This window comes from Stutzerimonas sp., from assembly GCF_982611455.1.
Genome location: NZ_CEXBBO010000023.1, coordinates 46,622 through 59,370, shown reverse-complemented (window position 1 = coordinate 59,370; position 12,749 = coordinate 46,622). Strand labels below are relative to the sequence as shown.

12 protein-coding genes are annotated in these 12,749 nt (G+C 61.1%); 11 read left to right on the top strand and 1 reads right to left on the bottom strand.

The genetic code is table 11. The annotated features are described in order from the left end of the window. Positions 1-255: 255 nt before the first annotated feature. The 8 genes from AC2LD7_RS14655 (at position 256) to AC2LD7_RS14620 (ending at position 9,002) form a co-directional block, all read left to right on the top strand. Entirely contained in the window at positions 256-681 is a 426-nt protein-coding gene (locus AC2LD7_RS14655; RefSeq protein WP_484598483.1) for a DUF1810 domain-containing protein, read from the top strand. 99 nt (positions 682-780) lie between these two features. Beyond that, positions 781-2,436, top strand: coding sequence for an FMN-binding glutamate synthase family protein (locus AC2LD7_RS14650; protein WP_484598466.1), 1,656 nt, complete (start codon positions 781-783; stop codon positions 2,434-2,436). 328 nt (positions 2,437-2,764) lie between these two features. Then, the gene (locus AC2LD7_RS14645) at positions 2,765-3,634 is read left to right on the top strand and encodes an MIP/aquaporin family protein (RefSeq protein WP_484598465.1); all 870 of its coding nucleotides are present in this window, start codon (positions 2,765-2,767) and stop codon (positions 3,632-3,634) included. A gap of 12 nt (positions 3,635-3,646) precedes the next feature. Beyond that, positions 3,647-5,158, top strand: a complete 1,512-nt coding sequence (glpK, locus tag AC2LD7_RS14640) for a glycerol kinase GlpK (RefSeq protein WP_484598464.1) — start codon at positions 3,647-3,649, stop codon at positions 5,156-5,158. 145 nt (positions 5,159-5,303) lie between these two features. Next, entirely contained in the window at positions 5,304-6,062 is a 759-nt protein-coding gene (locus AC2LD7_RS14635; RefSeq protein WP_484598463.1) for a DeoR/GlpR family transcriptional regulator, read from the top strand. A gap of 334 nt (positions 6,063-6,396) precedes the next feature. Continuing rightward, the gene (gene glpD, locus AC2LD7_RS14630) at positions 6,397-7,947 is read left to right on the top strand and encodes a glycerol-3-phosphate dehydrogenase (RefSeq protein WP_484598462.1); all 1,551 of its coding nucleotides are present in this window, start codon (positions 6,397-6,399) and stop codon (positions 7,945-7,947) included. A gap of 106 nt (positions 7,948-8,053) precedes the next feature. Then, positions 8,054-8,335 (top strand): peptidylprolyl isomerase, encoded by a 282-nt coding sequence (locus AC2LD7_RS14625; RefSeq protein ID WP_484598461.1) that lies wholly within the window; start codon positions 8,054-8,056, stop codon positions 8,333-8,335. A gap of 295 nt (positions 8,336-8,630) precedes the next feature. Then, entirely contained in the window at positions 8,631-9,002 is a 372-nt protein-coding gene (locus AC2LD7_RS14620) for a SpoIIAA family protein (protein ID WP_484598460.1), read from the top strand. Between the two features lie 35 nt (positions 9,003-9,037). On the opposite strand, the gene AC2LD7_RS14615 is transcribed toward AC2LD7_RS14620, so the two are convergent. Beyond that, positions 9,038-9,856, bottom strand: a complete 819-nt coding sequence (locus AC2LD7_RS14615) for a CAP domain-containing protein (RefSeq protein WP_484598459.1) — start codon at positions 9,854-9,856, stop codon at positions 9,038-9,040. A gap of 274 nt (positions 9,857-10,130) precedes the next feature. Between AC2LD7_RS14615 and AC2LD7_RS14610 the strand changes: the two genes are divergently transcribed. The 3 genes from AC2LD7_RS14610 (at position 10,131) to AC2LD7_RS14600 (ending at position 12,496) form a co-directional block, all read left to right on the top strand. Beyond that, complete coding sequence (locus AC2LD7_RS14610) at positions 10,131-10,865, top strand: sulfite exporter TauE/SafE family protein (RefSeq protein ID WP_484598458.1); 735 nt, start codon at positions 10,131-10,133, stop codon at positions 10,863-10,865. Between the two features lie 101 nt (positions 10,866-10,966). After that, positions 10,967-11,053 (top strand): small membrane protein YohP, encoded by an 87-nt coding sequence (locus AC2LD7_RS14605; RefSeq protein ID WP_484598482.1) that lies wholly within the window; start codon positions 10,967-10,969, stop codon positions 11,051-11,053. Between the two features lie 159 nt (positions 11,054-11,212). Beyond that, positions 11,213-12,496 carry a mechanosensitive ion channel family protein gene (locus AC2LD7_RS14600; RefSeq protein ID WP_484598457.1) on the top strand — a complete coding sequence of 428 codons (1,284 nt, stop codon included), beginning with the start codon at positions 11,213-11,215 and terminating at the stop codon, positions 12,494-12,496. The last annotated feature ends 253 nt before the right edge of the window (positions 12,497-12,749 follow it).

Sequence of the window (12,749 nt, the reverse complement as noted above, 5' to 3'; positions counted from 1 at the left end):
GGAACCACAACGTTGCGATCAGAGGCCGAAGCGGTGCCAGCCATGACCAGGCAGCCGGCGAGCAGACTCACTTTGATTATTCGACCGAACATGAAATGTCTCCTTTTGCGGATGGGGCTTTTCCCCGTAGCCATCAAACAACACCGCTCGGTCAGCGGGCGTCAGTGCGATGTAAACAAGGCGTAAAGGGCGGTCACATCGAATCCGGCGCGGCACGGTCTGATGAGCAACGCGGTTGCGATTGAGGATTTTCTTATGCAGGACCCTTACGACCTGAAACGATTCGTCGCCGCCCAGGACGGCATCTACGACCGCGCCTTGGCGGAACTGCGCGATGGCCGCAAGCAGAGCCATTGGATGTGGTTCGTCTTCCCACAGATCGCCGGGCTCGGCCATAGCGAGATGGCGCGACGCTACGCCATTTCCAGCACGGACGAGGCGCTCGCCTATCTGCAGCATCCACTGCTGGGAGCACGGCTGGAAGAATGCGCGCAGGCGACGCTGCAGCACACTGACCTCCCGGCGCGGCAGATTCTCGGCTCGCCAGACGATATGAAGTTGCGCTCAAGCATGACCTTGTTTGCCAGCGTCGCGCCCGAGCGGCCCCTGTTTCAGGCGGTACTGGACGCCTTCTTTGCTGGACAGTCCGACCCGGCGACGACCTCACGTCTGCATCCTTGAGCGGGATTTACCTCGGCCCACGGTTAGGCGGGTCGAGGCTAGTGCGATAGGCTTCCCGCTTTCTGGCAGGTCACGCCAATCCTCTCGACAGGTTCATAGATGAATATCTCGCTGTTCAGCCGCTACGCATTTTTCGTTCTCTGCGCCTTGACCGCCCTGCTCTGCCTGCCGTTTCTGAATCACCCTTGGGTGTGGCCGCTGTTCGGCATCACCGCCCTGCTGACGCTGCTGGGCATCTACGATCTGCGCCAGCACGAACACGCGGTACGCCGCAATTACCCGATCCTCGGCAACATTCGATACCTGGTCGAAGGTATCCGCCCGGAAATTCGTCAGTACCTGCTGGAAAGCGATCAGGATCGCGTGCCGTTCTCGCGCGCACAGCGGTCGCTGGTCTATGCGCGGGCGAAGAACGAGATGGACGACAAACCCTTCGGCACGCTGATCGATGTCTACGAACCTGGATACGAGTGCATCGGTCATTCGATCCGCACCGCACCGGTCAGCGATCCGGAAACCTTCCGCGTATCGATTGGCGGTCCGCAGTGCGAACAGCCGTATTCCGCTTCGGTGTTCAATATCTCGGCGATGAGTTTCGGCTCGCTCAGCGGCAATGCGATTCAGGCGTTGAACCGAGGCGCCAAACTTGGCGGCTTCTACCACGACACCGGTGAAGGCAGCATCAGCCGCTACCATCGCGAGCACGGCGGCGATCTGGTCTGGGAGCTGGGCAGCGGCTATTTCGGCTGCCGCACCGAGACCGGCGAATTCGACCCGGATCGCTTCGCCGTCCAGGCGCGGGACCCACAGGTACGGATGATCGAAATCAAGCTGAGTCAGGGCGCCAAGCCTGGGCACGGCGGTATCCTGCCGGGGCGTAAGGTCAATGCCGAAATCGCTTCCACGCGGGGCATTCCGGAAGGCTTGGATTGCATCTCGCCGGCGAGTCACAGCGCCTTCACCACGCCATTGGAGCTGATGACCTTCATTGCACGTCTGCGTGAGCTATCCGGTGGCAAGCCGGTCGGCTTCAAGCTGTGCATCGGCCATCCCTGGGAATTCGTCGCCATCGTCAAAGCCATGTTGCAGAGCGGTATCTATCCGGACTTCATCGTGGTCGACGGCAAGGAAGGCGGAACGGGCGCGGCGCCCGTTGAGTTCACCAACCACATCGGCATGCCCCTGCGCGAAAGCCTATTGTTCGTGCATAACGTGCTGGTCGGCTGCAACCTGCGCGAACACATCCGCATCGGCGCCAGCGGCAAGATCGTCAGTGCCTTCGACATCGCCAGCGTATTGGCCATGGGCGCGGACTGGGTGAATTCGGCCCGCGGCTTCATGTTCGCGATCGGTTGCATCCAGTCCCAGCATTGCCACACCAACCGTTGCCCCACCGGCGTCGCCACCCAGGACCCGCTGCGCCAGCGCGCGCTGGTAGTGCCGGACAAGGCTGATCGGGTGTTCAGTTTTCACCGCAACACCGTGCATGCCTTGGCTGAACTGCTCGCGGCTGCCGGGCTGTCGCACCCTGCCGAACTGGGCCCGCACCACCTGATCCGGCGCGTCAGCTCGACGGAAATAAAGCTGTTCTCACAGCTGTATTACTTCGTCCAACCAGGTGCGCTGTTGAAGGGGCAGATCGACAGCGAATTCTTCGCACGCATCTGGAGCATGGCCCAGGCAGATGGCTTCGAAGCCATGCCACAAAAGACCGAGCGCGGCGCCGCGCAGGTCGAGGAACCGCTGATCAGTTAAGCGAGTGTCGTATCTATCGGATCGTAGCTGGCGCCCCTTCGTCAGCCGCGATCCGGCTCAGTCTCCCTTACAAGCCCTATCCAGATCGAATCACTCGGCGGGTACGGCACGCCTCGAACGCGCCTTACGCAGCCAAACCCTCCCCCTCGCGTCAGAAATCTGCCATCCGCAACTGGCGTTACGGCCTTTCGTCAGTTTTCCGTTGAAATGTTCTGTTTTTTACTTTGACAGCGCCTTCTTTTGACCTTAAGTTTTCGCTTCCGAACATTTCCGAACCCTCGCAGTATTCGGATCATAAAAACAACAGTCTCCAGAAGAGGTTCTGCGCATGAGTAACCCGTCCACCCCGACGCTACGGGGGCAATGCATTGCCGAATTCCTAGGCACCGCGCTGTTGATTTTCTTTGGCACCGGTTGCGTGGCCGCTTTAAAGCTTGGCGGCGCTGATCTAGGTCTTTGGGAAATAAGCGTTATCTGGGGCATTGGGGTCAGCATGGGTGTTTATCTCGCCGCTGGCGTTTCGGGCGCTCATCTGAACCCTGCGGTGTCCATCGCGCTCTGGCTGTTCGGCACCTTCGAGCGCAACAAGGTGCCCGCCTACATCCTCGCCCAGACAGCCGGCGCGTTCTGCGCCGCTGCGTTGGTTTATGGTCTTTACAGCAGCCTGTTTTTCGATTTCGAACAGGCACAGCAGATGACGCGCGGCAGCATTGCCAGTTTGGAGCTGGCTTCGGTGTTTTCCACCTATCCGCATCCGTCGCTCTCCATCGGCCAGGCGTTTCTGGTGGAAGTGGTGATTACCGCTATCCTGCTGGGGATGATCATGGCGCTGACCGATGACGGCAACGGCCTGCCCCGCGGCCCGCTGGCACCGTTGCTGATCGGTCTGCTCATCGCCGTGATCGGCGGCGCAATGGGCCCGCTGACCGGCTTTGCGATGAACCCCGCGCGGGATTTCGGACCGAAGCTGATGACGTTTTTCGCTGGCTGGGGCGAGATCGCCTTCACTGGCGGCCGGGACATCCCTTATTTCCTGGTTCCGCTGATCGCCCCGGTGCTGGGCGCCTGCATCGGCGCGGCGGGCTATAAAGTACTGATCTGCAAGCATCTGCCCAGCCTGGGTGCGGGCGCCTGCGACGCCTCGGAGACGGATCGCAACAATTACAAACACGATGTCACTGCCCACGAAGCTCGTTAAGGAATCGTCACTATGAGCAACCAGAACAACAAGCAATTCATCGTCGCCCTCGACCAGGGCACCACCAGTTCCCGTGCCATCGTGCTGGACCGCAACGCCAACGTGATCACCATCGCCCAGCGCGAATTCGCGCAAATCTACCCGCAGCCGAGTTGGGTCGAGCATGACCCCATGGAAATCTGGGCCACCCAGAGCGGCGTTTTCGTCGAAGCCCTTGCGCAGGCTGGGATCACCAACGAGCAGGTCGCGGCGATCGGCATCACCAACCAGCGCGAAACCACCATCGTCTGGGACAAGCTCACCGGTCGGCCTATCTACAACGCCATCGTCTGGCAGAGCCGCCAGAGCACGCCGATCTGCGATCAGCTTAAGCGTGACGGGATGGAAGACCACATCCGCAAGACCACTGGCCTGGTCATCGATCCCTACTTCTCCGGCACAAAGATCAAGTGGATCCTCGATCACGTCGAAGGCAGCCGCGAACGCGCGCGCCGCGGCGAGCTGCTGTTCGGCACCGTCGATTGCTGGCTGATCTGGAAGATGACCCAGGGCAAAGCCCACGTCACCGACTACACCAACGCTTCGCGTACCATGCTGTTCGACATCCATAAGCTGGACTGGGACCCAGTGATGCTGGAGGCGCTGGATATCCCGCGCGAGATGTTGCCCGAGGTGCGTTCATCTTCCGAAATTTACGGCCACGCCTATCTCGGCTCCGGCCAGAGCACCGGCATTCCCATCGCCGGCATTGCCGGTGACCAGCAAGCCGCGCTGTTCGGCCAGATGTGTGTCGAGCCCGGCCAGGCCAAGAACACCTACGGCACCGGCTGTTTCCTGTTGATGAACACCGGCACTAAAGCCGTGCAGTCCGAGCACGGCCTGCTGACCACCATCGCCTGCGGGCCCAAGGGTGAAGTCAATTACGCGTTGGAAGGTGCCATTTTCAACGGCGGTTCTACCGTGCAGTGGCTGCGCGACGAGCTCAAGGTGATCAACGACTCGCTGGATTCCGAATACTTCGCCACCAAGGTCAAGGACAGCAACGGCGTCTATCTGGTGCCAGCGTTCACCGGCCTCGGCGCGCCTTACTGGGACCCGCGCGCCCGTGGCGCACTGTTCGGCCTGACCCGCGGCGTGAAGGTCGACCACATCATCCGCGCCGCGCTGGAATCCATCGCCTATCAAACCCGCGACGTACTCGACGCCATGCAGCAGGACGCCGGCGAGCGCCTGCGTTCGCTGCGTGTGGATGGCGGCGCGGTGGCCAATAATTTCCTTATGCAGTTCCAGGCCGACCTGCTCGGCACCCATGTGGAGCGCCCCGAAATGAAGGAGACCACCGCCCTCGGTGCGGCCTATCTGGCCGGCTTGGCGACCGGCTTCTGGAGCAGCCTCGACGAGCTGCGCAGCAAGGCCACCATCGAGCGCATCTTCGAACCGGCATGCGACGACGCGAAGCGCGAAGCGCTCTATAAAGGCTGGAAGAAAGCCGTCGGCCGCACTCGGGATTGGGAAGAGGAATAACATCCAAAACCGGCATTGCTAACGACGCGGCGCCCGGCCCGGATTCGATTCCGCGCCGGGCGTTTCTATTCGCAAACGAACAATTCTTTAATCACGCGCCAGACTGCGGCATGCTTCCCGGCATATCGATAAGAAGGAAGCCTTCATGAGTCTGGCCCCACGACAGCAGAGCATTCTCGAACTGGTGCGCGAACGCGGCTACGTCAGCATCGAAGAGCTGGCGCAGCAGTTCGCGGTGACGCCGCAGACCATCCGCCGCGACATCAATCAGCTCGGTGAAGCCGGCCTGCTGCGCCGCTACCACGGTGGCGCCGCCCATGACTCCAGCGTGCAGAACACCGCCTACACCCAGCGCGCCCGACAGATGCGCGACGAGAAACGGCGCATCGCTGATGCCATGGCTGCACATATTCCCGATCAGGCCTCGCTGTTCATCAACATCGGCACCACCACCGAAGCCATTGCTCACGCCCTGCTCAACCATCGCGACCTCAAGGTCATCACCAACAACCTGCACGTGGCGAGCATCCTCAGCCCCAAGGAAGACTTCGACGTGCTGATCGCTGGCGGCAACGTGCGCAGCGACGGCGGCGTGGTCGGCCAGGCCACGGCGGATTTCATCAGCCAGTTCAAAGTGGATTTCGCCCTGATCGGCATCAGCGGCATCGACGAGGACGGCACCCTGCTGGATTTCGACTATCAGGAAGTCCGCGTCTCCCAGGCCATCATCAACAACGCCCGCAAGGTCTTCCTGGCGGCGGATTCGAGCAAGTTCGGCCGCAACGCCATGACCCGCCTCGGTTCGCTGGAACAGATCGATATGCTGTTCACCGAGGCCCAGCCACCGGAAGCCTTCCTCGAATTGCTGGCACGGAACAGCGTGAAGCTGGAAGTGACGGGCTGATCGTCATTGAGAGGTCGAGCCCCGTATCAACGCGCCTAGGGCGTCTGGTGGGCTAAAGCCCACCCTACGGTGGGTCGCGTGATGATCGGCGGCAGACTTAGGTGTAGTCATGAATTAACCGAGCCGTCGCCTGCGTACTGTAGGGTGGGCTTCAGCCCACCAATTCAGAATCCAGACTCCGACGCCGTGGCCTAAACCGGAACGCCGCCGGCCGACCGTACAGCTCCAATCACCAGCTCATATAGGTTCGATTATTTTCTTTTGATATAAAAAACGAACATCTGCTCTAGAGGGAGGATTTTTTCTGCGCTACGATGTTCATATTCGAAAGTGAATGTTCGTTCTTGTGGAGAATCCTGTGACTGAGACCGTCTCCGAGCTGTACGACATCGCCGTTATCGGCGGTGGCATCAATGGTATAGGCATCGCTGCAGATGCGGCAGGTCGTGGCCTCTCGGTGTTCCTTTGTGAACGCGACGATCTCGCCAGCCACACGTCATCGGCCAGCAGCAAGCTGATCCACGGTGGCCTGCGCTATCTTGAGCATTACGAGTTTCGCCTGGTACGCGAAGCCTTGGCCGAACGCGAAGTGCTGCTGCGCAAGGCGCAGCATATCGTCAAGCCGATGCGTTTCGTCTTGCCCCATCGCCCACATCTACGCCCTGCCTGGATGATTCGCGCCGGGCTGTTTCTCTATGACAACCTCGGCAAGCGGGAAAAGCTTCCCGCCTCACGCAGCCTTCGTTTCGGTGATGACAGCCCGCTGAAACCGGCGATACGGCGCGGTTTCGAATATTCCGATTGCTGGGTCGACGATGCACGCCTGGTCGTACTCAACGCCATGGCCGCGCGAGAAAAAGGCGCGCACATCCATACCCGCACCCAATGCCTGAGCGCCAAGCGTGGCGGTGGCATCTGGCATGTCGAGTTGCAACGCGAGGACGGTACGCGTTTCTCGCTACGCGCCAAGGCACTGGTCAACGCGGCGGGTCCCTGGGTCGCACAGTTCATCGGCGAAAACCTGCAGCAGCGCTCGCCCTACGGCATTCGCCTGATCCAGGGCAGCCACATCATCGTGCCTAAACTGTATGAAGGTGAGCAGGCCTACATCATGCAGAACGAGGATCGGCGCATCGTGTTCGCCATCCCGTATCTGGATCGCTACACCATGATCGGAACCACGGACCGCGAGTATCACGGCGATCCGGCCGAGGTCAGCATCAGCGAAGAAGAGATCGTCTACTTGTTGGGCGTGGCTAACACTCATTTCCGCAAGCAACTGGAACCCAAGGACATCTTGCATACCTTTGCCGGCGTTCGCCCGCTGTGCGACGACGAGTCCGATAACCCCTCGGCCGTTACGCGCGATTACACCCTGTCGCTCGTCGCCGAGCATAAGCAGGCTCCTCTGCTTTCGGTGTTCGGCGGCAAATTGACCACCTACCGCAAGCTCGCCGAGGCGGCGATGGCTCAGCTCAAACCCTTCTTCCCGGCCATGGGCGCGAGCTGGACGGCCAGCGCCAGCCTTCCCGGCGGCGAAGGCATGAGCACGACCAACGCACTGGCCGAAACATTGGCGGCGAAGGTGCACGGTTTAGAGCTGCCACTGGCGCAGCGCTGGGCAACCCTATACGGCAATCGGGCCTGGCGCATGCTGGGGGAGGCGCGCGATGTTGCCGATCTGGGTGAGCAGCTGGGGCAGGATCTGTACGCATTGGAGGTGGACTATCTTCGCCGGGAAGAATGGGTCACTCGGGTGGACGACATTCTTTGGCGCCGCACCAAGCTCGGCCTGGCGTTCACTGCACAGGAAAAAGATCGACTGCAGCGATACCTGGATGCGCAGCCTACCGCGACGAAAACGGTAGATGTAGACGCTGCCTGATCGTCCGCGGCGTTTGCGGCTCGCTGTCTGCGGACGCTTTACCGGCGTTTGAATCGCTACCCGATTGCGGTAGGCTCAGCGCCTTCTCAAGACGGAGTAACAACCCATGGCCAAAGCCACCGCCCGCCACATCCTGGTTCCCACTGAAGAAAAGTGCAACGAACTGAAAGCTGCCATCGAAGGCGGCGCTGATTTTGCCCAAGTTGCCAAAGACAACTCCACGTGCCCATCCAGCCGTCAGGGCGGCGATCTGGGTTCGTTCGGCCCAGGCCAGATGGTCAAGGAGTTCGATACCGTAGTGTTCAGCGCGCCGATCAACGTCGTGCAGGGCCCGGTGAAGACCCAGTTCGGTTATCACCTGCTGGAAGTGACCAGCCGCCAGGACTGATATCCACGTCCCGCCTCCGTCCCCGCCCTCCATGTGCGGGGACGCCGTAACATCTCCCCCAAAAGTGCAAAAAAGCCACCAATCGGATTGCACCAATCGGATTGATAGTTCCGACGCTTCTGAGTGGCAGCTCATCTTCAGACACCCCCCCGTCCTGCCGGAACGCAGAGTGTTCCCTAGGCAGCGCGTCCTCCCAGCGGAGATGCCATCGGCCGGGCTCGAACGAGTGAAAACGACTATGGTCAGGTGAGGGTACGGTCGTTCTTACCGGATGGCGTCACTAGAGGAACTCACCATGTTTCATGTCACTCGCATAGGCGACAAGCGCATCGATGTAGATTTCTCCGGCAAGCTCGACAGCAGCGAAATGCGCTTCGCACTCGATGAGCTGATAAGGAAATCCGAAGGCATTACGCACGGACAGATGCTCTATCGAATCGGTGACTTCGACGTGCCAACGCTGGGTGCGATGGGCGTAGAGCTGTCGCGGATTCCCCAGTTGTTTCGCTTTATCCGCCGTTTCGACCGCTGCGCCGTGGTTTGCGCCAAGGAATGGGTACGCAAGGCCAGCGAAATAGAAGGCGCTTTGATTCCCGGCCTTACGATGAAGGCATTCGATGAGCATCAGAGCACCGAAGCGCATAACTGGCTGGAAGGCCAGGGCTAGGGTCTGTTCCCGTTTCGTCGCGGCCGCGACGGAGCCTAGCGCGGCGTACCGAACACCTGCGTCCAATAGACGACGGCCGCGCTGTCCGGGTTCGTTGCATAAGAGGCTCCCATCTCGGTGAAGTCCGGTCGCATGATGTTGGCGCAATGCCCAGGACTGGCGAGCCAGCCGGCCACGGCCTGTTCCACCGAGCCCTGCCCGGCCGCGATGTTTTCGCCGATCCGATTCCACCGATACCCGGCGCGGCTGGCGCGATCGTTCACCTGGCTGCCATCCGGAGCCTGGTGACTGAAGAAATCCTCACTGGCCATATTGCGGCTATGTGTCAACGCGGCCTCGGCCAGCTGGTCGTTCCAACGCAACGCCGGCGCTGCGCCGAAGGCCTGACTGCCACATTTACGCGGTTGCGTGCGCGCTTCGTTGACTCGCTCCAGGATCGCTTTGCCAGCCTCTTGCCAATCGCCCAAATCAGGCGAAAGCAGTGGTTTGGCAAGCAACACCTGCCAGGTACTGCCCTGCCTCGACACACCGATTTCGGCAAACTCCTCACTGCGCAGCGCGGCGCAATAACGTTGCCTGAGTGCACTCATGGCAGCCTGCGCATTCCCCGGCCCGGACACCGAAACCGCTTGCAGTTTCGCTGGCTGATACCCCGACGCCTGCAGTGCACGTTGCAACTGCGGCCCGCTTGTCGCTGGCGCCACGGCGAGCGCATCGGAGGGCGCCAGCGGTCCCACCGCGTTATCCTCGCCACCGCTACAGGCCTCGGTGGAGCTACGAAAACCATTGATCAGGCTGACCAGATCAGCCGCCTCGTCCGCCCTGCTCTCGCTCGCAAGAACGGCTATGAGCATCAGCACGGAGCCGATTCGCAGCGCTTTGCCCAACGCTCGGTGCCTTTCAGTCGGAAGCGTTAGCGAAAAGGTAGATGCGGTCATAGGTCACCTGTCTCGAGGATCTCGCACCCTGCCAAGCCAAACGCAAGGGCATGTGCTTCCACTTCTGCTGACCACTGCCAGCCGGAACCTATCCACTGTGCAAGCGAAACAGGCCGGCAAACGTGCGATCATCGCGCGGCGAAACCGAACGCCACACGCCGCATTTCGATGGTTCTGAACACACCCAGCCATGACCCTATCCGATTTTCTGCTATTCGCCCTGCCTGCAATCTTTCTCACCGGCGTCTCCAAAGGTGGTTTCGGTGGAGCCCTCGGTGGCATCGCCGTGCCGCTACTGGCACTGGCCATCTCGCCGAAACAGGCGGCCGCCGTGATGCTGCCGATTCTCTGTCTGGCGGATGTGGTAGGCCTGAAAGCCTATTTCGGCAAATGGGACGTCGCCAACCTGAAGGTCATGTTGCCAGGTGCGCTGATCGGCATCGCGCTCGGCTCACTGACCTTCGGCATGCTCGACGAACGCATGATCGGCCTGATGATGGGTGCCATCGCGGTGAGCTTCGTAGCGCTCGGGCTGATCACCCGCAACGACAAGCCACGGCCGCTACAGCGTGGGCGCGGAACGTTGCTCTCCTCGATTGCCGGGTTCACCAGCTTCGTCGCCCATGCGGGCGGCCCGCCGATCCTGATGCACCTGCTGCCGCAGCACCTGGACAAGCTGCGCTACGTGGCGACCATTAACCTGTTCTTCCTGATGACCAATGCGATCAAGCTGATTCCCTACGCCGCGCTCGGCCAATTCAGCCGCGAGAATCTGCTGCTGAGCCTGACGCTGGCGCCCATCGTGCCCTTCGGCGTCTGGACCGGCCTCTGGCTGCACAAACGCATCGATCACACTTGGTTTTACCGAATCGCCCGCCTCGGCATGCTATTGGCTGGCTTGCAGCTGATCTGGAAGAACCTCTGATCGTAGCCGCCGCGATCACCGGCCCGGCCAGCGGCTTTTCTGAACGATCACAGCGTGCCTCAGTCGGAATTAGTGAACCCACTGCAACAGGAGTCATCCTCATGCTGAAGTTTCTGGGAAGCACTGTCGGAATCATCTTCCTGATCGGTCTGTTGGTGGTAATCGGCTTGTTCATGCTGGTGTTCTGACCAGCCCCAGTAGCCGGCGAACCCGCGTATGCAATGGCCAGCGGGCCCTTTGAGCGAGGCTGACAAAAGCATTATCGACAGGCCGCCGGGATTTTCCGGCGGCCTGTTCGTTTCGGCAACGTATGCGGGCCAACCGACTTGGATAGCCGAAATCTCCTCATGCAAAAGCGCCTAATCATTTCGCAGTCACGTCACCCGATCTGGCTGGTCGTGCTGTCACTCGTCTGGCTGGTGTTGGCGTCGCCGCCGTTGCAGGCGCAGGAAAGCGTTGCCACGGTGCGCCTCGATGGCCGTGCCCTGTTCCGCATCGGGCCCAACGAAGCGCTCGAAGCCAGACCGCGGGCGCGAGAGGTCGAAAAGCATCTGGCCGCTGTCCTGGAAACGCCTCAAGGCATCACCCGCGCGCGCATCGAGAAAACCGGTGAGCTGCGCGATAATCGCCAGATCAGCGTGGCCGGGCGGCCGCTGGTAATGGTCACGCCAATGGACGCCGACGCCAATGGCAAAGCCCTGGATACGCTTGCCCAGGAATGGGCCGCGCTGATCGATAGAGCGCTGGCGACCGCAGTAGAGCGCCGAGGCTCAGAACGCAGCCGCTTCGTCACCTCCGTCCAGGCAAGCGTTGAAACAGCGTTCGCCCGCCTGCTCGAATCGGCCATCAATATCATTCCGCGCATCCTGGCGGCGGTGCTGGTACTGCTGCTGTTCTGGGGGCTGGCGACCGGCGTGCGCGCCCTGATGCGAATGGTCTTCAGCCGCGTGGTCAACGACCTGACCGTGGAGAATCTGGTCCGCCAGGTCAGTTATTACACCGTCTGGTTGCTCGGCCTCATCGTGGCGGCGAGCGCCTTCGGGCTGGAACCCAGTACGCTCGCGACCGGCCTGGGCCTGACCAGCCTGGCGCTGGGTTTTGCCCTCAAGGACATTCTTTCCAACTTCGTCAGCGGCTTGCTGATTCTGACGCTGCGACCTTTCGAGCTGGGTGACCAGATCATCATCGGCGACACCGAGGGCAGCGTAGAGCGCATCGAGCTGCGCGCAACGCAGATACGCACTTACGATGGCCGCCGCGTATTGGTGCCGAACGCCGAAACCTTCACGTCGCGGGTAACCAACAACACGGCGGCACCGATCCGCCGCGGCAAGGTCGTCTGCAGCCTCGGCTATGAAATCGATATCGGCAAAATCAGCCACATCATGCGCGACGCAGCCCAAGCCACAGCGGGCGTGCTGGCGACGCCGGAAGCCTCGGTGCGGCTCAGCAATCTGGGCCAGACCGAATTGGTGTTCGATGTGGAGTTCTGGTGTGATTCGAGCCGGTCGGATTTTGTCATCACCGCTTCCGAGGTGCGCAAAGCCCTAGTTGAGGCGCTGCGCGCCGCCGACGTTTCGCTGCCAGACCAGGCCCGGCAGAACGTGGTGCTGCACACACCGGATGAGTGATCGTCCGGTGGCTTCGACACAAACGCTTACCAAACCGCTGCCGTCCCCTCGATGGCGCCCGCTCACGGCTGGCGATGCGCACCGAGGGGTATCGCCAAGCAGGCAGCGCTTGACCCGTGCCAATCGACATATTGCTGGCTACCAGAGGCGCATTACCCGCGAATGAGACTTTTGCCGGAACCGCACTCGCGCCGCCGCGGTCGAGTGTAAGTCCGCGCGCTATACCGCAGCGGGGGCTGTGCGAACGCCAAAT